The sequence below is a fragment of the Klenkia soli genome (assembly GCF_900103975.1).
Taxonomy (GTDB): Bacteria; Actinomycetota; Actinomycetes; order Mycobacteriales; family Geodermatophilaceae; genus Klenkia; species Klenkia soli.
In genome coordinates, this window is sequence record NZ_FNIR01000016.1 from 12,960 (window position 1) to 38,432 (window position 25,473).

23 protein-coding genes are annotated in these 25,473 nt (G+C 74.9%); 15 read left to right on the plus strand and 8 right to left on the minus strand.

Features of this window, described 5'->3' with window-relative positions; translation table 11 throughout:
• The first annotated feature begins 8 nt into the window (after positions 1-8).
• The 4 genes from treZ (at position 9) to BLS67_RS20915 (ending at position 5,641) form a co-directional block, all read left to right on the plus strand.
• The gene (gene treZ / locus BLS67_RS20900) at positions 9-1,766 is read left to right on the plus strand and encodes a malto-oligosyltrehalose trehalohydrolase (RefSeq protein WP_091249499.1); all 1,758 of its coding nucleotides are present in this window, start codon (positions 9-11) and stop codon (positions 1,764-1,766) included.
• Between the two features lie 52 nt (positions 1,767-1,818).
• Positions 1,819-2,898, plus strand: a complete 1,080-nt coding sequence (locus tag BLS67_RS20905; RefSeq protein ID WP_091249503.1) for an ATP-dependent DNA ligase — start codon at positions 1,819-1,821, stop codon at positions 2,896-2,898.
• Positions 2,899-2,963: 65 nt separating this feature from the next.
• The gene (locus BLS67_RS20910; protein ID WP_242654246.1) at positions 2,964-4,532 is read left to right on the plus strand and encodes an alpha/beta hydrolase; all 1,569 of its coding nucleotides are present in this window, start codon (positions 2,964-2,966) and stop codon (positions 4,530-4,532) included.
• A 23-nt stretch (positions 4,533-4,555) separates the two neighbouring features.
• Positions 4,556-5,641 (plus strand): DNA polymerase domain-containing protein, encoded by a 1,086-nt coding sequence (locus BLS67_RS20915; protein WP_091249506.1) that lies wholly within the window; start codon positions 4,556-4,558, stop codon positions 5,639-5,641.
• A 9-nt stretch (positions 5,642-5,650) separates the two neighbouring features.
• Here the strand turns inward: BLS67_RS20915 and BLS67_RS20920 are convergent, their stop codons facing one another.
• Positions 5,651-6,466, minus strand: coding sequence for a dioxygenase family protein (locus BLS67_RS20920; RefSeq protein WP_207500782.1), 816 nt, complete (start codon positions 6,464-6,466; stop codon positions 5,651-5,653).
• A gap of 105 nt (positions 6,467-6,571) precedes the next feature.
• Here BLS67_RS20920 and BLS67_RS20925 point away from each other — a divergent pair, with 105 nt between their 5' ends.
• On the plus strand, positions 6,572-7,783 hold the full coding sequence (locus BLS67_RS20925; RefSeq protein ID WP_091249512.1) for a YncE family protein: 1,212 nt from the start codon (positions 6,572-6,574) through the stop codon (positions 7,781-7,783).
• Positions 7,784-7,929: 146 nt separating this feature from the next.
• A complete protein-coding gene (locus tag BLS67_RS20930; protein ID WP_055766945.1) occupies positions 7,930-8,133 on the plus strand; it encodes a cold-shock protein in 204 nt (67 codons plus the stop codon).
• Between the two features lie 81 nt (positions 8,134-8,214).
• On the opposite strand, the gene BLS67_RS20935 is transcribed toward BLS67_RS20930, so the two are convergent.
• A complete protein-coding gene (locus BLS67_RS20935) occupies positions 8,215-8,667 on the minus strand; it encodes a hypothetical protein (RefSeq protein ID WP_091249515.1) in 453 nt (150 codons plus the stop codon).
• A 170-nt stretch (positions 8,668-8,837) separates the two neighbouring features.
• Here BLS67_RS20935 and BLS67_RS20940 point away from each other — a divergent pair, with 170 nt between their 5' ends.
• Genes BLS67_RS20940 through BLS67_RS20950 form a run of 3 tightly spaced genes read left to right on the plus strand, consistent with a single transcriptional unit; the run spans position 8,838 to position 12,854 of the window.
• The gene (locus BLS67_RS20940; RefSeq protein ID WP_091249520.1) at positions 8,838-11,363 is read left to right on the plus strand and encodes an ExeM/NucH family extracellular endonuclease; all 2,526 of its coding nucleotides are present in this window, start codon (positions 8,838-8,840) and stop codon (positions 11,361-11,363) included.
• Between the two features lie 60 nt (positions 11,364-11,423).
• Positions 11,424-11,846: a peptide-methionine (R)-S-oxide reductase MsrB gene (gene msrB, locus BLS67_RS20945; protein WP_091249524.1), complete on the plus strand. Its 423-nt coding sequence runs from the start codon at positions 11,424-11,426 to the stop codon at positions 11,844-11,846.
• A 48-nt stretch (positions 11,847-11,894) separates the two neighbouring features.
• Entirely contained in the window at positions 11,895-12,854 is a 960-nt protein-coding gene (locus tag BLS67_RS20950) for a hypothetical protein (protein WP_131801811.1), read from the plus strand.
• A gap of 3 nt (positions 12,855-12,857) precedes the next feature.
• On the opposite strand, the gene hemQ is transcribed toward BLS67_RS20950, so the two are convergent.
• Genes hemQ through hemE form a run of 3 tightly spaced genes read right to left on the minus strand, consistent with a single transcriptional unit; the run spans position 12,858 to position 16,059 of the window.
• Entirely contained in the window at positions 12,858-13,574 is a 717-nt protein-coding gene (gene hemQ / locus BLS67_RS20955) for a hydrogen peroxide-dependent heme synthase (protein ID WP_091249530.1), read from the minus strand.
• Between the two features lie 32 nt (positions 13,575-13,606).
• On the minus strand, positions 13,607-14,977 hold the full coding sequence (hemG, locus tag BLS67_RS20960) for a protoporphyrinogen oxidase (RefSeq protein ID WP_091249534.1): 1,371 nt from the start codon (positions 14,975-14,977) through the stop codon (positions 13,607-13,609).
• Entirely contained in the window at positions 14,974-16,059 is a 1,086-nt protein-coding gene (gene hemE, locus BLS67_RS20965; protein WP_242654247.1) for a uroporphyrinogen decarboxylase, read from the minus strand. Before hemE ends, hemG begins: the two co-directional genes overlap by 4 nt.
• Before the next feature lie 151 nt (positions 16,060-16,210).
• Here hemE and BLS67_RS20970 point away from each other — a divergent pair, with 151 nt between their 5' ends.
• The 6 genes from BLS67_RS20970 (at position 16,211) to BLS67_RS20995 (ending at position 22,709) form a co-directional block, all read left to right on the plus strand.
• Positions 16,211-16,858 carry a DUF3000 domain-containing protein gene (locus BLS67_RS20970; RefSeq protein WP_091249537.1) on the plus strand — a complete coding sequence of 216 codons (648 nt, stop codon included), beginning with the start codon at positions 16,211-16,213 and terminating at the stop codon, positions 16,856-16,858.
• Positions 16,859-16,945: 87 nt separating this feature from the next.
• Positions 16,946-17,647 (plus strand): LuxR C-terminal-related transcriptional regulator, encoded by a 702-nt coding sequence (locus BLS67_RS20975; protein ID WP_091249540.1) that lies wholly within the window; start codon positions 16,946-16,948, stop codon positions 17,645-17,647.
• Complete coding sequence (locus tag BLS67_RS20980) at positions 17,644-18,915, plus strand: ribonuclease D (RefSeq protein ID WP_091249543.1); 1,272 nt, start codon at positions 17,644-17,646, stop codon at positions 18,913-18,915. Before BLS67_RS20975 ends, BLS67_RS20980 begins: the two co-directional genes overlap by 4 nt.
• Positions 18,916-19,120: 205 nt before the next feature.
• Entirely contained in the window at positions 19,121-20,323 is a 1,203-nt protein-coding gene (locus tag BLS67_RS20985) for a thiolase family protein (RefSeq protein ID WP_091249546.1), read from the plus strand.
• Positions 20,320-22,335, plus strand: coding sequence for a 3-hydroxyacyl-CoA dehydrogenase NAD-binding domain-containing protein (locus BLS67_RS20990; protein WP_091249550.1), 2,016 nt, complete (start codon positions 20,320-20,322; stop codon positions 22,333-22,335). Before BLS67_RS20985 ends, BLS67_RS20990 begins: the two co-directional genes overlap by 4 nt.
• A 77-nt stretch (positions 22,336-22,412) precedes the next feature.
• Positions 22,413-22,709, plus strand: a complete 297-nt coding sequence (locus BLS67_RS20995) for a hypothetical protein (RefSeq protein WP_242654248.1) — start codon at positions 22,413-22,415, stop codon at positions 22,707-22,709.
• A gap of 72 nt (positions 22,710-22,781) precedes the next feature.
• On the opposite strand, the gene BLS67_RS21000 is transcribed toward BLS67_RS20995, so the two are convergent.
• From BLS67_RS21000 to BLS67_RS21010, 3 genes are read right to left on the minus strand one after another with little or no spacing between them, the layout of a single operon-like run.
• Entirely contained in the window at positions 22,782-23,063 is a 282-nt protein-coding gene (locus BLS67_RS21000; RefSeq protein ID WP_207500783.1) for a thiamine-binding protein, read from the minus strand.
• Positions 23,050-24,957 (minus strand): 1-deoxy-D-xylulose-5-phosphate synthase, encoded by a 1,908-nt coding sequence (dxs, locus tag BLS67_RS21005; protein ID WP_091249553.1) that lies wholly within the window; start codon positions 24,955-24,957, stop codon positions 23,050-23,052. Before dxs ends, BLS67_RS21000 begins: the two co-directional genes overlap by 14 nt.
• A 50-nt stretch (positions 24,958-25,007) precedes the next feature.
• Positions 25,008-25,472, minus strand: coding sequence for a hypothetical protein (locus tag BLS67_RS21010; RefSeq protein WP_242654249.1), 465 nt, complete (start codon positions 25,470-25,472; stop codon positions 25,008-25,010).
• Position 25,473 lies beyond the last annotated feature (1 nt).

Here is a 25,473-nt window from a genome sequence, read left to right on the forward strand (position 1 = left end):
GAACCAGCATGAGCACCGACAACGCCGACTTCGCCGTGTGGGCGCCGCTCCCCGAGCGCGTGCGCCTGCAGGTCGACGGCGCCGTCCACGACATGACCCGGGACGACGACGGCTGGTGGCGGGCGACGGTGCCCGCCGCGCCGGAGGCCGACTACGGCTTCCTGCTCGACGACACCACCCCGGCCCGACCCGACCCCCGGGGGCGTCGCCAGCCCGACGGCGTCCACGGCCTCACCCGCCGGTTCGACCCGAGCGGGTACCGCTGGGGCGACCGGGCCTGGACCGGCCGCCCGCTGGCCGGCGGGGTCGTCTACGAGCTGCACGTGGGCACCTTCACCGAGGCGGGCACCTTCGACGCCGCGGTGACCCGGCTGGACCACCTGGTCGAGCTGGGCGTCGGCTTCGTCGAGCTGCTGCCGGTCAACGGGTTCAACGGCACGCACAACTGGGGCTACGACGGCGTCGCCTGGTACGCCGTCCACGAGGGCTACGGGGGGCCCGCGGGCTACCAGCGGTTCGTCGACGCCTGCCACCAGCGGGGCCTCGCGGTCATCCAGGACGTCGTCTACAACCACCTGGGCCCCTCCGGGAACTACCTGCCCGAGTTCTTCCCGGTGTTCAGCGAGGGCGGGGCGAACACCTGGGGCGACTCGGTGAACCTGTCCGGTCCGCACTCCGACGAGGTCCGGCGCTACGTCATCGACAACGCGCTGATGTGGCTGCGCGACATGCACGTCGACGGCCTCCGGCTGGACGCCGTGCACGCGCTGGTCGACGAGCGGGCCACGCACGTGCTCGAGGAGCTGGCCGCCGAGGTCGACGCGCTCAGCGTCACCGAGGGCCGGCCGCTCACGCTGATCGCCGAGTCCGACCTCAACGACCCGCGCATGGTCACCCCGCGGGCCGCGGGCGGGCTGGGGCTCACGGCGCAGTGGAGCGACGACTTCCACCACTCGCTGCACGCCGTGCTCACCGGCGAGGGCCAGGGCTACTACCGGGACTTCGCCGAGGGCGGCCTCGGCGGGCTGGCCAAGGTGCTGACCGGGGCGTTCTTCCACGACGGCGCCTGGTCGTCGTTCCGCAAGCGGCACCACGGCCGCCCGGTCGACACCGACCGGCTGCCCGGCTGGAAGTTCCTGGCCTACCTGCAGGACCACGACCAGATCGGCAACCGGGCCACCGGTGACCGCATCTCGGCCACCCTCTCCCCCGGGCTGCTCGCCGTCGGTGCCACCATCACGCTGACCAGCCCGTTCACCCCGATGCTGTTCATGGGCGAGGAGTGGGGCGCCGGCACCCCGTGGCAGTTCTTCACCAGCCACCCCGAGCCCGAGCTGGGGAAGGCGACCGCCGAGGGCCGGATCGGCGAGTTCGCCGAGCACGGCTGGGACGCCGACGAGGTGCCCGACCCGCAGGACCCGGGCACGTTCACCCGCTCGAAGCTGGACTGGTCCGAGCTCGAGCAGCGTCCGCACGCCGACCTGCTGGCGCTGCACACCGCGCTGCTCGCGCTGCGCCGGGCCCGGCCGGAGCTGGTCGACGCCGACCTCACCCGGGTGCAGGTCGACTGGGACGACGCCGACCGCTGGCTGGTGGTCCACCGCGGGTCGCTGCGGGTGGTGGTCAACCTGGCCGCCGAGCCGCGGGAGGTCGACCTGGACCGCCCGGCCACCGAGGTGCTGCTCGCGACCGGCGAGCTGCCCACCCTGGACGGCGGGACGGTCACCCTGCCGGCCGAGTCCGCCGCCGTGCTGGCCACCGGCTGACGAGGGCGCCCGGGCCGTCCCCGCCGACGGCCCGGGCTGCTTGACTGCACGGGTGGACCTGCCCGTGAACCCGCCGGTCAAGCCGATGCTCGCCAAGGCCGCCAAGGAGGTGCCCGAGGGCGACTTCTTCTACGAGCCCAAGTGGGACGGCTTCCGGTGCATCGTCTTCCGCGACGGCGACGAGGTCGAGCTGGGCAGCCGCAACGAACGGCCGCTGACCCGCTACTTCCCCGAGGTGGTCGAGGCGGTGAAGGCCCAGCTGCCGCAGCGGTGCGTGCTCGACGGCGAGATCGTCGTCCCCCGCGGGGACCGGCTGCACTTCGAGTCGCTGCTGCAGCGCATCCACCCCGCCAAGTCGCGGGTGGACAGGCTGGCGGCCGAGACCCCGGCGTCCTTCCTGGCCTTCGACGTGCTGGCCCTCGGTGACGAGTCGCTGCTCGAGCTGCCCTTCCGCGAGCGGCAGGCCCGGCTGCGCGAGGCGCTGGCCGACGTGCAGGCACCCGTGTACGTGACCACGCTGACCACCGACGCCGTGGTCGCCCGCCGCTGGTTCGAGGAGTTCGAGGGTGCCGGCCTGGACGGCGTGGTGGCCAAGCCCGCCGACGCCCCCTACTCCCCCGACCAGCGCACGATGACCAAGGTCAAGCACGTGCGCACGGCGGACGTCGTGGTGGCCGGGTTCCGCTGGCACAAGACCTCGACGCCCGAGAACCCGCTGGTGGGCTCGCTGCTGCTGGGCCTGCACCGGGACGGCGCGCTGCAGCACATCGGGGTGGCCGCCTCCTTCACGACCAAGCGCCGCGGCGAGCTGGTCGACGAGCTGACGCCCTACCTGGCCGACGCGATCTCCGGCCACCCGTGGCAGGAGTGGGCGAACGCCCAGGTCGAGGCATCCGGCGAGCAGCGCATGCCGGGCGCGAAGAGCCGCTGGAACGTCGGCAAGGACCTCTCCTGGGTGCCGCTGCGGCCCGAGCTGGTCGTCGAGATCCGCTACGACCAGCTCGAGGGCGAGCGGCTCCGGCACACCGGCCAGTTCCAGCGCTGGCGCCCGGACAAGGACGCCGCCGACTGCACCTACGACCAGCTCGACATCCCGGTCAGCTACGACCTGGGCGAGGTGCTCGGGGGCTGAGAGGCTGACCACGCGGGGCGCCTGGGACGGGCGTGACGGGCGGGGCCCTCCTAGGGTGGTTCCCCGTGACCGCTCCTCCCCGTCGTCCCGCCGTCCTGGTGGCGCTGCTGGCCGTCGTCCTCGTCGTGCTGTCCGCCTGCTCCTCCGGGGACTCCACCGAGGAGGCGGCGACCAGCTCCTCCGCGGCGTCGGCCACGCCGACCGAGACGCCGGTCCAGCCGGTCGAGTGGTCCGACTGCACCGCCGACATCGCGCCGATCATCGCCGGCCGGGCCGGTGCCGACCGCCCGCTGACGTTCGGCTGCGGGCAGATCGAGGTGCCGCTGAGCTACGACGACCCGACCGGGCCCACCTTGTCGCTGTTCGCCGTCCGCGCGGTCTCGGGCACCCAGGCCGACCGGATCGGCTCGCTGGTGGTCAACCCCGGCGGGCCCGGGCTGTCCGCGACCGACGCCGCCGTGCAGTCCGCCCTCACGCTGCCCGACGGCGTGCTGGGCCGCTTCGACGTGGTGGGCGTCGACCCCCGCGGCGTGGGCCTGTCCCAGCCGGTCGAGTGCATCTCCGACGACACCAAGGACCAGCTGACGGCCTCCGAGCCGCGGCCCAGCACCGCCGACGAGCTGGACAGCGCGTTCGCGCTGGCCGACGACGTCGCGCAGGGCTGCGCCGACACCTACGGCGCCGGGCTGGGCGCCTTCTCCACCGTCGACTCCGCCCGCGACCTCGACCGGGTCCGCCAGGCCCTGGGCGACACCCAGCTGACCTACCTGGGCTACAGCTACGGCACCACCCTCGGCTCGACCTACGCCGAGCTCTACCCGGAGAACGTGCGGGCCCTGGTGCTCGACGGCGCGGTCGACCCCGACGCCGACCGGCAGTCCGCCGCCGAGGCCCAGGCGCAGGGCTTCGAGGCGGCGTTCGACGCCTTCGCCGCCAACTGCACGAGCCTGGTGGGCGGCTGCCCGGTCGGTGCCGACCCGCGCACCTTCGTGGGTGACCTGCTCACCCAGGCCGAGGCCACGCCGATCCCCAGCAGCCGCGAGGGCGAGACCCGCCAGGCCACCCCGGGGCTGGTGCTGGCCGCCGTCCGCTCGGCGCTCTACAACCCCGCCGCCTGGCCGCAGCTCGCGCAGTCCCTGGCCGCCGCGCAGGCCGGCGACTCCGCCGGGGTGCTCACCCTGGCCGACACCTTCACCGGGCGCGGCGAGGACGGCACCTACACCAACACCATCGACGCCAACATCACGATCAGCTGCTCCGACACCGACGAGTCCTACTCGCAGTCCGACGTCCGCACGCTGGTGGCCGACTGGGGTGCGCGGTACCCGCTGTTCGGGGCGGACTCCGCGCTGTCGCTGTACACCTGCACCCCGTGGGACGCACCCCGCACCCCGCTGCCCGACCGCGACGCCGAGGGGGCCGCGCCCATCCTGGTGATCGGCACGCAGGGCGATCCGGTCACCCCGCTGCCCGGCGCCGTCGACATGGCCGAGGACCTCGCCTCCGGCGTGCTGCTGACCTGGCAGGGCAGCGGGCACACCGCCTACCCCAAGACCGACTGCGTCACGGCCGCCGTCGACTCCTACCTGATCGACCTCGCGGCGCCGACGGCCGACCTGACCTGCCCGGCCTAGTCCCCGCGCCCTAGTCTCCGGGCATGGCCAGCAGCAAGGACGCCGTCGTGCTCGAGGTCGGCGGCCGGGAGGTGCGGGTGTCGAGCCCGGGCCGGGTCGTCTACGACGCCACGGACTCCACCCCGCAGGTCACCAAGCTCCAGGTCTGCGAGTACGTGGCCGGCGTCGCCGGCCCCATGCTGGCGGCGTTGGGCGACCGCCCCACGGCGATGGAGCGCTGGCCCGACGGGTGGCACGAGGGCATGCGGCTGGCCACCGGCCCCCGCGACCCCGATGCCGACGGCTTCTACCAGAAGCGGCTGCCCAAGGGCGCCCCCGAGTGGATCAGCACGGCCCGCATCACCTTCCCCGGCGGCCGGACGGCGGACGAGCTGTGCCCCACCGAGGCCGGCCACCTGGTGTGGGCCGCGCAGATGGGCACGCTGACCTTCCACCCGTGGCCGGTCCGGCGGCCCGACGTCGACCACCCCGACGAGCTGCGCATCGACCTCGACCCGCAGCCGGGCACCACCTTCGCCGACGTCCGCCGGGTGGCCGACACCACCCGCGAGCTGCTCGCCGAGCTGGGCATCCGCGGCTACGCCAAGACCAGCGGCAACCGGGGCGTGCACGTCTACGTGCGCATCCGGCCCGAGCACACCTTCGAGGACGTCCGGCACGCCGCGATCGGGCTGGGCCGCGAGCTCGAGCGCCGGGACGACGGCGTCACCACCGCCTGGTGGAAGGAGGAACGCGGCGAGCGGGTGTTCGTCGACTTCAACCAGAACAACCGCGACCGCACCATCGCCGGCGCCTGGAGCCTGCGCGCCCGACCCGGCGCGCCGGTGAGCACCCCGGTGACCTGGGCACAGCTGGCCGAGGTCCACGACCCGGCGGCCCTCAACCTGCACACCGTCCCCGAGCGGCTGGCCGACGGCGACCCGTGGGCCGGCATGGACGACGTGGCCCACGACCTGGCACCCCTGCTGGAGCTGTGGGAGACCCTGCCCGGCGGCGAGCTCAACTTCCCCCCGGACTACCCCAAGATGCCTGGTGAGCCGCCGCGGGTGCAGCCCAGCAAGAAGGTGGCCGCGCACTGGGACGACGACGGCAACCGCGTCGACGGCTGAGGGTCCGGGTCAGGCCGGCACGCCGAGGGTGATCGCGGCCAGCCAGCCCGTGGCGGCTGGGGCCGTGCGCAGCAGCGCCGTGGCGTCGTAGAAGGCGTCGCCGTCGTTGCGGGTGTCGCGCCCGGCGTGCTGGCGGTACGGGTCGCTGCCGGCGTACACCGCGTCGGAGACCGCGTCGTCGAAGAACAGCTGCGTGGTGAGCACCGTGGTCTCGGCCAGGTGCACCTTCAGGTGCAGGTGCGCCGTGCGGGTCGGGTACCAGCCGGGGTAGACGGTGCCGAAGCGCACGACGCCGTCCGGTCCGGTGACCTGGGTGCCGCGCAGGGCCGTGCCCGGGTCGGTGACCGCCGACTGGGCGTCCCCGTACTCGTCCCGGCCGCCCGGGTCGCCGCCCTGCCCGGGCAGCGCGCCGGCGAAGCCGGAGTACACCCCGAGCGCGTCGCACTGCCACAGGTCGACGACGGCCTGGTCGACCGGCGCGCAGTCCGGCAGCCGCACCACCCGGAACGCCAGGTCCAGCGGCACCCCGGGGCGGTCCTCGCGGACGTCGCTGCGCACGGCGTGCGCGTCGAACCAGGTCGAGCCGGCGATCGTCTCCGCGGTGAGCACGCACGTGCCGGCGGCGTCGAGCAGGTCGCTGGCCACCGGAGCCGGGGGCGTGGTCGGCGCGGGGGCCGTGCTGGTGGTGGCATCGGTGGCCGGGGTCGTCGCCACCGGCGGAGCTGCCGCTGGCGCGCTGCCGCCGCGGCAGGCCGCGAGCACCCCGGCGAGGCTCAGCAGGCCGCCGGCACCCAGCACCCGTCGCCGGTCGATCTCTCGGGTCACGAGGACGCACCGTACGACGCGCACCTGTGCGGGACGGCCCCGTCCAGGTTGCTCGTGTAGGAACGTGCGGCCGTCGCACCGGGCGACGGCGCGACGGAGGTCGATGTGCGGACCGGACGAAGCAGGCTGATCGCCCTCGGTGCAGCGCTCCTGCTGGTGGGGGGCTGCTCCTCGGGGGCCATGGAGGACCCGGCCGCGTCGGCGACGACGTCGCCCAGCGCGGCCCCGACCACGACCGCGGCACCCACCACGACCTCGCCGCCGACCCCGGCCGTGGCGAACCAGCTGCCCGGCATGCCCACCGTGGCCGACGCCCGCAACGTCTACGGGTCGGCCGGCGCCGGCATGCTCAGCGCCGCGGCCGCCGCCGCCGTGCCCATGGTCTACGTGCCGCACAACAGCGGCGAGGTCTGGGAGATCGACCCCAGCACCTTCCAGGTGGTGCGCAAGTTCCCGGCCGGGCAAGAGGTCCAGCACGTCGTCCCCTCCTGGGACATGACGACGCTGTACGCGACCGACGACGTGGGCAACACGATCACCCCGATCGACCCGCTCACCGGGGAGCCGGGCGACCGCATCCCGGTGGTCGACCCGTACAACATGTACTCGACCCCCGACGGCAGCTCGGCGATCTCGGTGGCCGAGGCCCGCCGGACCCTGGTGTTCTACGACCCGCACACCTGGGTCGAGCAGAGCCGACTGGAGATCCCCGACTGCGCGGGCATCGACCACGCCGACTTCACCCCCGACGGGCGCACCGCGGTCTTCAGCTGCGAGTTCGCCGGCCGAGTGGCCGTCGTCGACGTCCCCTCGCGCACCCTGCTGCGGATGATCGACATGCCGACCCGGAACACCCACATGGGCCCGCAGGACGTCAAGCTGGCCCCCGACGGCAGCCGCTTCTACATCGCGGACTCCGACCAGGGCGGCCTCTGGGTGCTCGACGGCGCGGCCACCCAGGTCATCGGCCAGATCCCGACCGCGGCGGGTGCCCACGGCCTCTACCTCAGCCGGGACGCCACCCAGCTCTACGTCACCAACCGGCACGCGGGCAGCGTGTCCGTGCTCGACGCCGACACCGGCGCCCCGATCACCACCTGGCCCATCGCGGGGTCGTCCAGCCCCGACATGGGCGGGGTGACCGCCGACGGCACCCAGCTGTGGCTGTCGGGCCGCTACGACGACGAGGTCTACGTGATGTCCACCGTCGACGGGCACATGATCGCCCGCATCCCGGTCGGCCACGGGCCGCACGGCCTCTGCGTCTGGCCGCAGCCCGGGCGCTACTCGCTGGGTCACACGGGCATCACCCGCTGACCCGACGGCGCACCCCGACCACGCCTCGGACACCCCGGCGGGGGGCGGGTGGTGACGGGACTGGACACGTGTGGTTAGGGTTCAGTCGTCGGGAAGGCTCTGTAAGTGGCAGGACCCCGACGTACGACCTCAGCTAGGAGCGAGCAATGCCCGAAGGAACAGTGAAGTGGTTCAACGCCGAGAAGGGGTTCGGCTTTGCCACCCCCGATGGCGGCGGCCCGGACGTCTTCGTCCACTACTCGGCGATTCAGACCAGCGGGTACCGCTCGCTCGATGAGGGCCAGCGCATCTCGTTCGACGTCGAGCAGGGCCAGAAGGGCCCGCAGGCTGCGAACGTCAACCCGGTCTGATCTCCTGACCGGCGGCTGACTCAAGCCACCTGAACCACCGGCAGCGCCCCTCGACCTCCGGGTCGGGGGGCGCTGCTGCGTTCAGTGGGCGCGGGGCACGTAGCCGCCGATCAGCGCGGACATCAGCAGCGCCCCGGCATCCGGCCCGACGGCCGTCGCGGCGTCGGCCAGCGCCCGCCAGCGGTCCCGCTCCACATCGGTGGCCGCACCGGTGGCCCGGGCGGCCAGCTGCTCCCCCAGCCGCTCCCACTCCGACTGCGGGGTCGGCCACAGCCCGGTCAGCCGGCGGGCCTCGCCGGAGATGCCGGTGATGCGGACGACGTCGCCGGCGACGTTGGTCAGCGCGGCGACGTAGCCGGTGTCGACCAGCCCGCGGACGGCGGCGACGACCTGCGGCCGGGGCAGCCCGCTGGCCGGCACCACCTGGCCGAGGTAGGGCGCTCCCCCGTGCTCGGGGCTGTCGACCAGCCGGGCGACGGCCCGGAGGACGGGCAGGTCGCGGGTGAACCAGGAGTCGGGCAGCAAGTCGGGCACCGGACCACGTTACGGGGTGCCCGTCGGGCGCGGCGGACCCTGAGCGCAGCTCATGACCCCGGCGAAGAAAGTCACCCGTTGTTCATGGACCTGGTCACAGCGCGCTGACAGGATCGGCACATCCCCCGCCCACCCGATGGCCGCCCGCGCGTGCGCCTGCGAGGAGAACCGTGACCACGACCAGAACGGCGCCGGTCCTCGGCGTCGCCGTGTGCGCCCTGGTGGCCGGCGGGTTGGCCACCGCCGCCCCGGCCGCCGCCGCACCCGCCGACGCCCGCATCACCGAGATCCACTACGACGACGCCGGCGCGGACACCGGCGAGGCGGTCGAGGTGACCGCGCCGACCGCCGCCGACCTCACCGGCCTGCAGGTCGTGCTCTACAACGGCAACGGCGGCGCGCCCTACGCCACCCTCGACGTCCCGGCCGCCGACGACGGCATCGCCGTCGTGCCGGCGGTCGGCATCCAGAACGGGTCGCCCGACGGTCTGGCCCTGGTCACCGCCGACGGAACCGTCCTCGAGTTCCTGTCCTACGAGGGCGTGCTCACCGCCGTCGGTGGGCCGGCCGACCGGCTGACCAGCCGGGACATCGGCGTGCAGGAGGACGGGTCCCCGGAGGGCCAGTCGCTGCAGCTGGTCGACGGGGTCTGGGTCGGCCCGACGGCGTCCACGTTCGGCGGCACCGGCGGCACCCCGCCGCCGACGCCCACCGGACCCGCCTGCGACGCCACCGCGACCCCGATCGGCGCCGTGCAGGGCGCCGGCGCCACCACGCCCGTCGCCGGGCAGCAGGTGAGCGTCCACGGCACCGTCGTCGCCGACCTGCAGGACGGCGGCGCCCAGGGCTTCCACGTGCAGGACGCCGGGGACGGCGACCCCGCCACCTCCGACGCCGTCTTCGTCTACGCACCCGGGGGCGCCCCGGTCGACCTGGGCGACGTCGTCACGGTGACCGGCACGGCCGCCGAGTTCCCGGCCGACGACCCGCTCGCGGTCACCCAGCTGACCCAGGTCGCCTACACCGACTGCGGCACCGCAGCGCTGCCGGAGCCGGCCGCGCTGCCGCTGCCCAGCGACGACGCCACCCGCGAGGCGCTGGAGGGCATGCTCGTCGCCCCCGCCACCGACCTGACCGTCTCCGAGCTGTTCGACCTGACCAGCTTCGGCGAGGTGCTGCTGTCCTCGGGCGGACGCCTGCTCTCCCCCACCCAGGCCGCCGAGCCCGGTGCCGCCGCCGCGGCGGTCGCCGCGGACAACGCGACCCGGTCGATCACGCTGGACGACGGCTCCTCCGCCCGCCTGGGCCGCGGCACCGTGCCGCCGTACCTGGCGCCCGGCGACCCGGTCCGCATCGGCGACACCGCCCAGCTGGGCCCGGTGGTGCTCAGCGCGGGCTTCGGCACCTGGCGGCTGCAGCCGGCCGCCGGCGCGCCGGACAGCACCTTCGCCCCGACCAACCCCCGCACCGACGCACCGGCCCCGGTCGGCGGCGACCTGCGGATCGCCGACTACAACGTGCTCAACTACTTCGTCACGTTCGGCGGGGAGTCCCGGGGCGCCACCAGCGCTGCGGAGCTGGCCGAGCAGCAGGCCAAGATCGTCGCCGGGCTGCGGGCCCTGGACGCCGACGTGATCACGCTGCACGAGATCGAGAACTCCGCCGTGACCACCCCGGAGACCCCGTACGCCGCGGTCGAGACCCTGGTGGCGGCGTTGGAGGCCGCCGACGGGCACGACTGGGACTACGCCCGGGCCCACGAGGACGGCGACGTGATCACCAACGCGATCATCCACCGCACCGACGTCGTCACCCCGGTCGGCGACCCGGTGGCCTACACCAGCCCGACCTTCGACAACGCCCGCAGCCCGATCGCGCAGACGTTCTCCACGGTGGCCGGGGCCGACGTGGTCACCGTCGTCGCCAACCACCTGAAGTCCAAGGGCAGCGCCTGCGCGACCGGCAACGACACCGCCGTCGGCGGGGCGGGCAACTGCAACGCCGACCGGACGGCGCAGGCCACCGAGCTGGTCGCCTTCGCCCAGCAGCTGGCCGAGTCCACCGGCGACCCGGACGTGCTGCTGACCGGCGACTTCAACTCCTACCGGTTCGAGGACCCGCTGGACGTCGTCCGGGGCGCCGGGTACACGGAGCTGGGCGAGACCTTCGCGCCCGACCAGTACAGCTACGTGTTCGACGGCGGTTCCGGGTCGCTGGACCACGCCTTCGCCACCGCGTCGCTGCTCCCCCAGGTGACCGGCCTCACCGTGTGGGAGACCAACGCGGTCGAGTCCTTCGCCTACCAGTACGACTCCGGCGTCGACCCCCTCTACGCGCCGGACCCCTACCGGGCCAGCGACCACAACCCCACGGTGATCGGCCTGTCGCTGGAGACCGCCGCCACCGCGACGGTGTCCGAGCCCCGGCCCTTCCGCGGCGACCGCGTCACCGTCACCGGTGCCGGGTTCGCCCCGGGCGAGCGGGTGACCGCCACCATCGGCGGCCGGTCGGCCGGCTCCGGGACGGCGGGGCCCGACGGCCGGGTGACCCTGACCCCGCGGGTACCGGTGCTGCTGGGCGCCGGTGACCAGCCGGTCGTGCTGACCGGGACCTCCGGCGAGGACGCGAGCACCGCCATCACCCTGCGCACCCCCTGGCAGGAGCTGCTGGACCGCTTCCTGCGGCTGTTCGGCTGACCCCTCACCGCCCCGCCCGCACCCGGGCGGGGGTGGCGGGCCGGTCGTACCGTGGGGTGCATGACGCAGCATGTCGACAAGCAGCCCTCGGTCGTGAAGACCGACGCGGAGTGGCGGGCCCAGCTCTCGCCCGAGGAGTACGCCGTGCTCCGCCAGGCCGGCACCGAGCGGCCCTGGGTCGGCGAGTACACCGACACGAAGACCGTCGGGGTCTACCACTGCCGCGCCTGCGGCGCCGAGCTCTTCCGCTCCGAGACCAAGTTCGACTCGCACTGCGGCTGGCCGTCGTTCTACGAGCCGACCAGCGCGGACAACGTGGTGCTGAAGTCCGACCGGTCGCTGGGCATGGTCCGCACCGAGGTGCTGTGCGGCAGCTGCCACAGCCACCTGGGCCACGTCTTCGAGGACGCCCCGCAGACCCCGACCGGCGACCGCTACTGCATCAACTCGGTGTCGATCACCTTGGCGCCGGCCGCCGGCTGAGCAGTTCTGCTCAGGCCTGCCGCCACCCGGGTGCGCCAGGGTGGCGGCATGGGCCGTCTCCGCACCGCCGTCCTGCTCGCGCTGGTCGCCACCGGGGTGGTCGGCTGCAGCACACCGCGCGCCGAGGTCGAGGCCGCCGAGCGCCTCTGGGGCTCGATCCCGGACGACGTCCGCGACGCCCTGGGCCTCGGTGACCCGGAAGGCCATGCCTGGGGCAGCATCGGCGAGCACTGGCAGATCGAGGCCGAGCTGGGCATCCGCGCGACGCCCGACCCGCGGGTGCTCGGGAGCGGCATCGCGAGCGCCTGCCACGCCGTCGTCGACGCGCTGGCCGGCACCGACGTCCAGGCCTTCGGGGTCATGCCGTTCGTGCCAGGCGTCGTCCGGGCCACGCACGAGACGTGCGACCGGGGCCTGGCGCTGGGCAGCTGGTCGACCGAGCTGGGCTCGGCGGACTCCCCCGGCCGGTGGACCGAGCAGGGCGACCTCGTGCTCGGCCGCGAGCGGGACGGCCGGGCCGAGATGCTCGGGCCTGGCCTACGGCTGACCGCCGGCACCGTCACCGCCAGCAGCACGACCACACCGTGGACGTCGGCCGTCGTCCCGTTCGACGCCGCGGCGTGGGACGCCGCCCTGACCGCGGCCAGCACGCCCCTCCCGCTGTCGCCGGCACCGCCGGACCAGCAGATCGTGCTGCGCGTGCCCGCGGGCACCGCCGTGACCGGGACCGCCGAGTGCGGGGTCGGCCGAGGGGCGACGACGGTGACCGTCGCCTCCCCCATCTTCGCCGCGGCGACGATCTCCTCGATCTCGGTGCACGCCGCCTCCCCCGACGACGACCCCGCGCCGGGGGGCGCCCTCTGCGGTGCCGGGCCGGTGAGCGCGCCGATCCGGCCGACGCTGAGCTACACCACCGCGGCCGGCGAGGCCGTCGACGTCGCGGTGGTGGCGGTGGGCCGGGAGACCGTGCGGGGCTCGCGCCTCACGGCCTCGGTCGCCGCCGGGTGAGGGTCAGGCCAGACCGGCGACCAGCTCGGACGCCGAGCGGCGGGCGCCGGTGTAGAAGGGGATCTCCTCGCGCACGTGCCGGCGGGCCCGGGAGGCCCGCAGGTCGCGCATGAGGTCGACGATGCGGTGCAGCTCGTCGGCCTCGAAGGCCAGCATCCACTCGTAGTCGCCCAGCCCGAACGAGGCCACCGTGTTGGCCCGGACGTCGGGGTAGGGCCGGGCCTGCATGCCGTGCTCCTTGAGCATGTCCCGCCGCTCCTCGTCGGGCAGCAGGTACCACTCGTAGGACCGCACGAACGGGTAGACGCAGACCCACGCCCGCGGCTCCTCGTCGGCCAGGAACGCCGGGATGTGCGAGCGGTTGAACTCGGCCGGGCGGTGCAGCGCCATCTGCGACCACACCGGCTCCAGGCGCTGCCCCAGCGCGGTGCGGCGCAGCCGGGTGTAGGCCTCCTGCAGCGCCTCGGCGGTCTCGGCGTGCCACCAGACCATGAGGTCGGCGTCGGCCCGCAGGCCGGCGACGTCGTAGAGCCCGCGGACGACGACGTCCTTGCCGGCCAGCTCGTCGACCAGCGAGCCCAGCTCGTCGGCGGCCGGCTGCCGCGGGTCGTCGCCGAAGGGGCGGGCCAGCCGGAACACCGACCACATCGTGTAGCGGATGGTGGCGTTGAGCTCGTTGGCCCGCTTGCCGATGCTCTTCTGCTCGGGCTGGTCGGTCATGGGAGCCATTCTCCCCTGTGCCACGCCGCCGGTCAGGTGAGGGTGGCCACGGCCCGGCGGGCGTCGCGGATGCAGGCGGGGACGCCGACCCCGTCGTAGGCGGCCCCGGCGACGGCCAGCCCGGGCACCTCGGCCACGGCGGCCCGGACCTGCGCCACGCGGTCGACGTGGCCGACCAGGTACTGCGGCAGTCCCCCGCCCCAGCGGACCAGGTGGGTCTCGACCGGCTCCGGCCGCGGCAGGTCCAGCAGCTCCACGACCTCGGCGACCACCGCGGCGGTGAGGTCGTCGTCGGAGCGCTGCAGCTGCTCCTCCTCCAGGTACCGGCCGACCGAGGAGCGCACCCGCAGCAGGCCGTCGCCGTCCAGGTGCGGCCACTTCTGCGACGAGATGGTGACGCCCTTGACCAGCCGGCCGGCCACCGGCGGCACCAGCAGGCCCGAGCCGTCGGCCAGCTCCTGGCCGGGGAAGGCCATCGCCACGACCGCCATCGAGGCGTACGGGATCCCGGTCAGCGGCTCGACGGCGTCCGGGGCGACGTCGGCCAGCAGCCGGGCCGCCTTGCCGGCCGGCACCGTGACCACGACGGCGTCCGCGGCGAGGACCTCGCGGTCGGCGCCGACGGTGAGCTCGAGACCGCCGGGCACCCGCCGCAGCGTGTGCGCCGGGGTGCGCAGCCGCACCGTGCCCGGCGGCAGCGCTTCGACCAGGGCCAGCGGGAGGGAGGCCACGCCGCCGGGCAGGGTGGCGAACACCGGGCCCTCGGGCGAGCCGGCCGCGGCCTCGCGGCTGCGGGCACCGGCGTCCCGCGCGGCCGCCGCGGCGGCGAGCACGGAGTCGTGCCGCGGTAGCCGGGCGGCCAGGGCCGGCATGGTCGCCCGCACCGACAGCCGGTCGGCCTGCCCGGCGTACACGCCGCCGAGCAGGGGTTCCACCAGCCGGTCGACCACCTCGTCGCCCAGCCGCTCGCGCAGCAGACCGCCCACGGTGCGGTCGGCGTCGAAGTGCAGTGGCTGCAACGAGCGCTCCGCACGCACCCGGGCGACGCCGTCCGCGGAGAGCAGGTCGTCCAGGCCCTCGGCCGAGGTCGGCACGCCCAGCAGGGTGCCGGCCGGGAGCCGGTGCCGGCCCGAGGGGAGCACCACCGAGGCCGACGTCGTGCGCGGGGCGACCGTCTCCAGGCCGAGCTCGGCCATCAGCGCCACGGCCTCGGGCACCCGGGCCAGCACCGCCTCGGCGCCGGTGTCGTACCAGGTGCCGGCCAGCTCGACACGGCCCAGCTTCCCGCCCACCCGGTCACCGGCCTCGAGCACCACCACCTCGTCGCCGGGGTGCTCGCGGTGCCAGGCGTACGCCGCCGTCAGGCCGGTGATGCCGGCCCCGACCACGACGCACCGGCTCATGCCTCGGCGCTCAGCTGGTGCACGAGCTCCACGACGTGGGTGATCGCGCCCGGGTCGGTGTCGGGCAGCACGCCGTGGCCCAGGTTGAAGACGTGCCCGCGGGCGGCCCGGCCCTGCCGGAAGACCCGGCGGACCTCGCCCTCCAGCGTGGCGCGGTCGGCCAGCAGCACGGCGGGGTCCAGGTTGCCCTGCAGCGAGTAGCCGGGGCCCACCCGGCGGGCGGCCTCGTCCAGCGGCACCCGCCAGTCGACACCTACGACGTCGGCCCCGGCATCGCCGATCAGCGGGAGCAGCTCACCGGTGCCCACGCCGAAGTGGATCCGCGGCACGTCGCGCTCCCCCGCGGCCCGGTTGCCCAACCCGTCGAACACCGCCCGTGAGTGCGGCAGGACCCGGGTGGCGTAGTCCGTCGCGGACAGCACGCCGGCCCAGGAGTCGAACAGCTGGACGGCGGAGACGCCGGCGTCGACCTGGGCCCGCAGGTAGACCGCCGCCGACAGCGACAGCTTGGCCAGCAGCCGCTGCCAGGCCTCGGGCTCGGCGTACATGAAGGCCTTGGTGCGGGCGTGCTCCTTGGAGGGGCCGCCCTCGATCAGGTAGGTGGCCAGGGTGAACGGGGCACCGGCGAAGCCGATCAGCGGCGTGGCCCCCAGCTCGCCGACCAGCCGCGTCACCGAGGTGGTCAGGAAGTCCAGCTGACCCGGGTCGAGGTCGGGCAGGGCGTCGACGTCGGCCACGGTGCGCACCGGTTCGGCCACGACCGGGCCCACCCCGGGCTTGATCTCGATGTCCACCCCGGCGACGACGAGCGGCAGCACGATGTCGGAGAAGAGGATCGCGGCGTCGACCCCGTGCCGGCGGACCGGCTGGAGGGTGATCTCGGTGACCAGGTCGGGGTCCTGGCAGGCCTGCAGCATGGCCGTGCCGGCCCGCAGCGCGCGGTACTCGGGCAGCGACCGGCCGGCCTGCCGCATGAACCACACCGGGGTGCGACCCACCGGGTGCCCCAGGGCGGCCCGGACGAGGTCCGAGTCGGCCGGGGAGGTGCTGCTGGCGGTGTCCGGTGCTGCTGCTGTGCCCACGACCAGCCATCCTCCCAGACCTCCGCGGCGCCGCCCCGCGGGCTCCGGACCACCCTCCGCGGCGGACACGCCGAGGGCCATCACTCTCCGTGCACGACCGATTGGCGCGTCGGAAGGGCGGGGTGTCGGTACAGCGACCTACCCTTCGGGCGTGGATCCCCAGCGCAGGCCAGGTCGTGGCCCGGGTGGCGACGGCGAACGTCCGCCGCCGCCGGCCGAGTTCCAGGCCGCGCTCGACGCGTTGGCCACCGTCCGCGCACGCAGCGAGATCGCCCTCGAGCACATCCCGGCCCCCCAGCGCCTGGCCCCGTGGTCGCACGCCATCGGGGCGCGGGTGGCCGAGCCCGGCGAGATCGCCGGCGAGGACGACGTCGAGATCGCCAGCGGCCGGTTCATCGTCCTGCACGACCCCGCCGGGCACGAGGCCTGGGACGGCACCACGCGGTGCGTCGGCTACGTCTCGGCGGTCACCGACGAGTCGATGGTCGACGACACGATGTTCTCCGAGGTCGCCTGGAGCTGGCTGGTCGAGGCGCTGTCCGACCACGGCGCGGCCCACCACTCGCTGGGCGGCACGGTCACCCGCACCGCCTCCACCCGGTTCGGCGACATCGCCGGCCCCGAGCACTCCGTCGACGTCGAGATCCGGGCCTCCTGGACCGCCGGCGACACCGACCTCGACCGGCACCTCGGCGCGTGGCTCGAGGTGCTGGGCAACGCCGCCGGTCTCCCCCCGCCGGGTGTGCACCTGCTCGGTTCGGCCGGCAACGGCCGGGCATCGGGCGGCAGCACCTCCTAGAGTGAGCCGGTTGCTCCATCCGGAGCAACGACCGATGGGCCGACTGCGGCGACACGCTGACGGCCGGAGCGCTGGAGCGACCACCACGTGACCCTGGGACACCCGCGTGCCGACGGCGCGCTGCTGCCCCCGGACGCCACCGCCCTCGTCGTCGACCCCGCCCCCCTGCTCCGCGAGGCCCTCGCCGCGCGGTTGCGCTCCCTGGGTGCGCGGGACGTCGAGGAGGCCGCCGGCCTCGAGGAGGCCCGGGTCCGGGCGCACGTCTCGGGCCCGCGCGCGCTCTGCGTCCTCGACGTCGACCTGCCCGACGGCGGCCCGCCCACGGCCGGTGACGTCGGTCGCGGGTTGGACCTGCTGCCCGAGCTGCACGCCGACGGCTGGCCGGTGGTGGTCGTGCTGACCGCGGTGACCGACCCCGCCGTCGTCCGGGCCGCGTTCGTGGCGGGCGTGCGCGGGTACCTGCTGAAGTCGTCCCCGCTGGCCGTGCTGACCGAGGGGTTGCGGGTGGCCCTGGGCGGGGAGGTCTACGCCGACCCGGGCATCGCCAACAGCCTCGCGGTCGGCCTGACCCGCGGGTCACCCGACGACGGCCCCGGCCACCTGTCGGCCCGCGAGCTCGACATCCTGCGGCTGGTCGCCGCGGGGCACACGAACAAGGAGATCGGTGACTTGGTGGATCTGTCCGCCCTCACGGTGAAGAGCCACCTGGCCCGCATCGCGCGCAAGCTGGGCACCGGCGACCGGGCGCACATGGTCGCGCTCGCCCTGCGCAGCGGGGTGATCGCATGACCGAGGCCGCGCCCGACGACAAGGCCCCCGACCAGGCCCCCGCCCAGGCCCCCGACCAGGCCCCCGAGGAGTCGACCGCGGTGCCGCTGCTGGCCCCGCGCGACGGACTGCCCCCGGTGATCGAGACGTCGACCGCGCTGGTCGAGTACGCCGGCAAGCTGGCGGGCGGTTCCGGCCCGGTGGCCGTCGACGCCGAGCGGGCCTCGGGCTACCGCTACGGCCAGAAGGCCTACCTGGTGCAGCTGCGCCGGGCCGGGAGCGGCACCGGGCTCGTCGACCCCGTGCCGCTGCCGGACATGGGGCCGATCCAGGCCGCGATCGGCGATGCCGAGTGGGTGCTGCACGCCGCCAACCAGGACCTCCCGTGCCTGGCCGAGATCGGCCTGGTGCCGACCCGGCTGTTCGACACCGAGCTGGCCGCCCGGCTCGCCGGGCTCCCCCGGGTGGGGCTGGGTGCCGTCGTCGAGTCGCTGCTGGGCTTCACGCTGCAGAAGGGGCACTCGGCCGCCGACTGGTCGACCCGGCCGCTGCCCACCGACTGGCTGGTCTACGCGGCCCTGGACGTCGAGGTGCTGGTCGACCTGCGCGACGCGCTGGCCGCGATCCTCGAGGAGCAGGGCAAGACCGAGTGGGCCCGGCAGGAGTTCGCCGCCGTCCTCGCCGCCGGTCCCCCGGCCCCCCGGGTCGACCCCTGGCGGCGGACGTCGGGCATGCACGGCCTGCGCAGCCGGCGGCAGCTCGCCGTGCTGCGGGCGCTGTGGGAGGCCCGCGACCTGCTCGCCCGGCGCCGCGACATCGCCCCCGGCCGGGTGCTGCCCGACTCCGCCATGGTCGCCGCGGTCGCCGCGGATCCGACGTCGGTCGAGCAGCTGGCCGACCTGCCGGTGTTCCGCGGTCGGGCCAACCGCAAGATCGCCAGCACCTGGTTCGCGGCGCTGCAGAAGGGCCGCGCCGTCCCCGAGGGTCAGCTGCCCGCGCCCAGCCTGCCCGGTGACGGTCCGCCGCCGGTGAACCGCTGGGCCGACCGCGACCCCGAGGCCGCCCAGCGCCTGCAGGCCGCCCGCGCCGGGTTGGCCGCGCTCGGCGAGCAGTGGTCGGTGCCGGTGGAGAACCTGCTGACCCCCGATCTCGTCCGCCGGCTGATGTGGTCCCCGCCCGCCGAGGTGTCGGCGGAGTCGGTCGCCGGCGTCCTGCGCGACGGCGGCGCCCGCGAGTGGCAGATCGGCCTGACGACGGACCTGCTGACGGCGGCCGCCACGACCTCCTGAGGCCACCGCCGCCCACCCCGCATCCCGACCCCGCCCCGCCCCGCCCCCGGCATGGGAGCCCATGCACCCACCTCCGGGGCCCAGGGGTGGGTGCATGGGCTCCCATGCCGGGGAGGGAGGGGGTGCGCGCGGCGGGTTACCGGCGGGTAACTTGTCGGCGACGCGGTTCGGCGTCCCGACCGCGACCCGTCCCACCGGAGGTCTCGTGTCCCGCTCCCTGCGAGAGGTCGTCTTCGTCGACGGCGTGCGCACCCCGTTCGGCAAGGCCGGCCCGAAGGGCATGTACGCCGAGACCCGGGCGGACGACCTGGTCGTCCGCTGCATCCGTGAGCTCATGCGCCGCAACCCGGAGCTGCCGCCCGAGCGGGTCGACGAGGTGGCGATCGCCGCCACCACCCAGATCGGCGACCAGGGCCTGACCATCGGCCGCACCGCCGCGCTGCTGGCCGGGTTGCCGAAGTCCGTCCCGGGCTTCGCGATCGACCGCATGTGCGCCGGTGCGATGACCGCGGTCACGACCACGGCCTCGGGCATCGCCTTCGGCGCCTACGACGTCGCCATCGCCGGCGGCGTCGAGCACATGGGCCACCACCCGATGGGCGAGGGCGTCGACCCCAACCCCCGGTTCGTGTCCGAGAAGATCGTCGACTCCTCGGCGCTGGTCATGGGCTCGACCGCGGAGAACCTGCACGACCGGTTCCCGCACCTGACCAAGGAGCGCGCCGACGCCTTCGCCGTCGGCAGCCAGGACAAGTACGCCGCCGCGCTGGCCGCGGGCAAGATCGGCCCCGAGCTGGTCAGCGTGGCCACCCGCTCGGCCGAGCAGGGCTGGGGGCTGGCCACCGCCGACGAGCCCCCGCGCCCGGGCACCACGGTCGAGGGCCTCGCCGGCCTCAAGACCCCGTTCCGCCCGCACGGCCACGTCACCGCCGGCAACGCCGCCGGGCTCAACGACGGCGCCACGAGCTGCCTGCTCGCGGCCGAGGACGTCGCCACCGAGCTCGGGCTGCAGATCGGCATGCGCCTGGTGGGCTTCGGCTTCGCCGGGGTCGAGCCCGAGGTGATGGGCGTCGGCCCGGTGCCCTCCACCGAGAAGGCCTTCGCGAGCACCGGGCTGACCATCGACGACATCGGGCTGTTCGAGCTCAACGAGGCCTTCGCCGTCCAGGTGCTGGCCTTCCTGGACCACTTCGGCATCGCCGACGACGACCCGCGGGTGAACCCGTGGGGCGGCGCGATCGCGGTGGGCCACCCGCTGGCGTCCTCCGGCGTCCGGCTGATGACCCAGCTGTCGCGGCAGTTCGCCGAGCGCCCCGACGTCCGGTACGGGCTCACCGCCATGTGCGTGGGCATCGGCATGGGCGGGACCGTCATCTGGGAGAACCCGAACTGGGAGGGCGACAAGTGAGCGAGCAGTTCCCCGACGAGGTCGTCACGCAGGCGCTCACCCGGCTGGTCACCCTGCCCGGCGTCGAGAAGCCGCTGGCGCTGATCACCCTGGACAACGGGCACGACCACACCCGGCCCTCCACCTTCGGCCCGGGCGGGCTGGCCTCGCTGGACGCCGCCCTCGACCAGGTGCTGGCCGCCGACGTCGCGGGCATCGCGGTCACCGGCAAGCCGTTCGTGTTCGCCGTCGGCGCCGACCTCTCCGGCGTCCCCCGGATCTCCACCCGCGACGAGGCGCTGGAGATCGCCCGGCAGGGCCACCTGGTGTTCGCCCGGCTGCGCGACGCCGACGTGCCGACGTTCGCCTTCGTCAACGGCGCGGCGCTGGGCGGTGGTCTGGAGCTGGCGCTGCACGCGCAGCACCGCACGATCTCGGCCGGGGCGTTCGTCGCCTTCCCCGAGGTCTTCCTCGGTCTGGTGCCCGGCTGGGGCGGCACCCAGCTGCTGCCGAACCTGATCGGCATCGACGCCGCGGTGTCGGTGATCGTGGAGAACGCGCTCTCCCAGAACCGGATGACGTCCGGCCCGCGGGCGGCGAAGCTCGGCATCGCCGACGTCGTGCTCGAGCCGGCCGACTTCCTGGAGCGCTCGCTGGAGTGGGCCGCCGGGGTGCTCACCGGCGCCGTCGCCGTGGACCGCCGGGAGGTCGACCGGGGGGCGTGGGACGACGCGATCGCCCGCGCCCGGCAGGTCGTCGCCGCCCGCACCCGCAATGCCTCGCCGGCCGCCGTCCGCGCCGTGGACCTGCTCGAGCTGGCCCGCGACGCGTCCTTCGCCGCCGGGACGGCGGCCGAGGACGAGGCCCTGGCCGACCTGATCATGACCCCGGAGCTGCGGGCCTCGCTCTACGCCTTCGACCTGACCCAGAAGCGGGCCAAGCGGCCGGCCGGGGCGCCTGACCGAGCGCTGGCGCGGAAGGTCACCAAGGTCGGCGTCGTCGGGGCCGGGCTGATGGCCTCGCAGCTGGCCCTGCTGTTCCTCCGCCGGCTCGAGGTGCCCGTCGTGCTCACCGACGTCGACAAGGCCCGGGTGGACAAGGGCGTGGGCTGGGTGCACGGCGAGCTGGACAAGCTGGCCGGCAAGGGGCGCCTGTCCCCCGACGCGTTGAACCGGTTGAAGGGCCTGGTCTCCGGGTCGCTGGAGAAGAGCGCGTTCGCCGACGCCGACCTGGTGATCGAGGCGGTGTTCGAGGAGCTGTCGGTCAAGCAGCAGGTGTTCGCCGAGGTGGAGGCGGTCGTGTCCGACACGTGCGTGCTGGCCACCAACACCTCGGCGCTGTCGATCACCGAGATGGCTGCTGAGCTCCAGCACCCCGAGCGGGTGGTCGGCATGCACTTCTTCAACCCGGTCGCGGTGCTGCCGCTGCTGGAGGTCGTGCGGGCCGACAAGACCGACGACGCCACCTTGGCCACCGCGTTCGCCGTCGGCAAGCAGCTGAAGAAGTCCTGCGTGCTCGTCGCCGACGCCCCGGCGTTCGTGGTCAACCGGCTGCTCACCCGGTTCCTCGGCGAGGTCACCGCCGCCGTCGACGCCGGCACACCGGTCGACGTCGCCGAGCGGGCGCTGGACCCCCTCGGCCTGCCGATGACGCCGTTCGAGCTCCTGTCGCTCGTCGGGCCGCCGGTGGCGCTGCACGTCGCCGAGCGCATGCACGAGGCGTTCCCCGACCGGTTCGGGGTGGGCACCGGGCTGCGCCGGATGGTGGAGCTCCGCAAGACCAGCGTGTTCAGCGAGCCCGGGGTGGTCGACCCCGAGCTGGCCGACGCGTTCACCTCGACCGGCACCGGACCCTCGGCCGACGAGCTGCGGGCGAACGCCGAGCGGGCGATGGCCGAGGAGATCACCCTCATGCTGGACGAGGGCGTGGTGCAGGCCGTCGAGGACATCGACCTCGCGATGCTCCTGGGCGCCGGCTGGCCCTTCTGGCTCGGCGGCATCACCCCGTACCTGCGCCGGGTCGGCACCCTGTAGCCGCCGGGACCGCAGAACCGCACCGCCGGCACGCCTGCCACCCGCGTGCCGGCGGTGCGGTTCTGCACCCTCGACACGTGGGTGATGCTCTGCAGGTGGACGTCGAGGTGAACGCGCTGGCGCTGAACGTGACCATCCCCGAGCACCTGCGGTGGACCGACGTCCGGCGGGACGAGGAGTTCACCCTGCAGACCCTCACCGTCCGGCTGCTGCCCGACGGCACCCCGGCCGCGAAGGCCTACGGCCGGCCCACCGCGGGTGGGCGGGGTGCCTACGTGTCGTTCCCGGTGCCCGACCGCCCGGAGCTCACCGAGCTGGTCGAGGCAGCCGCCGCCCGCGCCGCGCAGCTGTGGGGCGCCGCCGTCCGGCCGTGACCACGGACCCCGGGGCACCGCGTCCCGGCGTGCCGTGCGCGCAGGTCCGTGATCACCGGGGAGGGGGCGGGGCTAGCGGAAGCCGTCGGTGAGGGAGTCGATGGTGCGGTCGACCTCGGCGACCTTGATGTGGCTGATGCCCGCGGTCGCGCCGGCGGCGAGCATCGCCTCGTGCACCCCGCGCAGGGTCGCCCACACCTGGTCGGCCTCGCCCTCGAGCGTGGTGCCCAGCGCGCCGACCTCGTAGGTCAGCCCGGAGGCCTGGATGACCGCGATGGCCGCCTTGACGTGCGCGTAGGGCTCGTCGGGGGTGCCGGCGGGCGACGGGGCCACCTGGATCTCAGCGATCAGCACGGTTCTCCTCGGTGCGGTCGGCGCGGTCGGTGATGCGGGCGGCCCACTCGACCACCCGACGGGCGACGTCCTGCTCGGTGAGGCCGTGGTCGGTCAGCACCTCGGCGCGGCTGCCGTGCTCGAGGAACACCTGCGGCAGCCCGATGCAGCGGACCGGCACGTCGACCTCGGCGTCGCGCAGCGCGGCGGCCAGCGTCTCGCCCACCCCGCCCGAGCGGCCGCCGTCCTCCAGGGTCACGACCAGCCGGTGCTCGGCGCACATCGCCACCAGCTCGGGCGACGCCGGCAGCACCCACCGCGGGTCGACGACGGTGACCTCGATGCCCTGCTGCGCCGCGCGCTCGGCGGCGGCCAGCCCCGCGGGGACCAGCGAGCCGCAGGCCACCAGCAGCACCTCCGCCGACCCCCGCCGCAGCACGTCGACCGGACCGACCCGCTCGAGAGCCGGCAGCGAGGGCAGCACCGCGCCCTTGGGGAAGCGCAGCACGGTGGGCCCGTCGGTGACGGCGAGCGCCTCGCGCAGCGCCTCCTTCAGCGTCGCCTCGTCGCGGGGCATCGCCATGCGCAGACCCGGCACGACCGCGCAGATCGAGGTGTCCCACATGCCGTTGTGCGACGCACCGTCGGTGCCGGTCACCCCGGCCCGGTCCAGCACGACGGTGACCGGCTGGCGGTGCAGCGCGACGTCCATCAGCAGCTGGTCGAAGGCCCGGTTGAGGAACGTGGAGTAGATCGCGACGACCGGGTGCAGCCCGGCCATCGCCAGGCCCGCGGCGGAGGTCAACGCGTGCTGCTCGGCGATGCCGACGTCGAAGGTGCGGTCGGGGTAGCGCTCGGCGAAGGCGGCCAGCCCGGTGGGGTGCAGCATCGCCGCGGTGATCGCCACGACGTCGGACCGCTCGGCGCCCACGGCCACCAGCTCGTCGGAGAACGCCGTCGTCCAGTCGCGCCCCGCCGAGGCCGGGCTGACGCCGGAGTCGGGGTCGAAGGCCCCCGTGGCGTGCCAGGCGTCGATCGTGTCGCTCTGCGCCGGCGCGTACCCGAAGCCCTTCGTGGTGACCGCGTGCACGATCACCGGGCCGCCGAACGCCCGCGCCCGGCGCAGCGCGGACTCCATGCCGGCGACGTCGTGGCCGTCGACCGGCCCGACGTACTTCATGCCGAGGTCCTCGAACATGCCCTGCGGGGACAGGACGTCCTTGAGGCCCTTCTTGATCGCGTGCAGCGCGTCGTAGAGCGCGGTGCCGACCACCGGCGCGCGCGAGACCGACTGCCGGACGGCGAGCAGCGCCTGCTCGTAGCCCGGCCGCAGCCGCAGGGTGGCCAGCGCGTCGGCCACGCCGCCGATGGTCGGTGAGTAGGAGCGGCCGTTGTCGTTGACCACGATGACCACGGGGCGGTCCTGCGCCGCGGCGATGTTGTTCAGCGCCTCCCAGGCCATGCCGCCGGTGAGCGCGCCGTCGCCGATCACCGCGACCACCGGCCGGACGTCGCCGCGGACGGCGAAGGCCTTGGCCAGCCCGTCGGCGTAGGACAGCGAGGTGGACGCGTGGCTGTTCTCGACCCAGTCGTGCTCGCTCTCGGCCCGCGACGGGTAGCCGGAGAGGCCACCGCGCTGGCGCAGGCCGGGGAAGCCCGCCAGCCGGCCGGTGAGCAGCTTGTGCACGTAGGACTGGTGACCGGTGTCGAAGACCACCGGCTCGCGGGGGGAGTCGAAGACCCGGTGGATCGCGATGGTCAGCTCGACGGCGCCGAGGTTCGGGCCGAGGTGGCCCCCGGTCTTGGCCACGTTGCTCACCAGCGCGTCGCGGATCTCCGCGGCCAGCACCGGCAGCTGGTCGGGCGTCAGCGCCCGCAGATCGGCAGGCCCGGTGAGCGATCGGAGCAGTGACACGGCCCCGACTGTAACCGCGCCACCGCCGCGGGCCCGGGCCAGCGGCGGGGTCACAGCCTGGGCGCCCAGCGCTCGCCCCGCAGCGCCCCGCCCACCAACCCGACGGCGCGGGCGGCCGCGGCCAGCCGGGTGCCCTCGCGCTCGTAGGCCGCCATCGCCGCCTCCATGGCCTCGGGCGGCAGCTCGTCGGCCAGCTCCACGCGCACCGTGCGCCACCCCGCCCGGGCGGCCTCCAGCCCGGCGGCGACGTGGTCGGCGGCGAACCTGGCCAGCAGCACCGGGTACCGCCGCAGCACCTCGTGCGTGCGGTACTCCGGCGGCACCAGGTCGTAGAGCCAGGCGACGGCGGTGCGCTCCCAGTCGGGTGCCCCGGGCGGGCGGACCTCCTCGGGCCACCCCGCCGGCGCGGTGCCGTCGCGGCCGGGTCCTGCCGTGCCGTCGCGGCCGGGTCCTGCCGTGCCGTCGCGGCCGGGTCCTGCCGTGCCGTCGCGGCCGGGCGACGCGGGGGTGGGCACC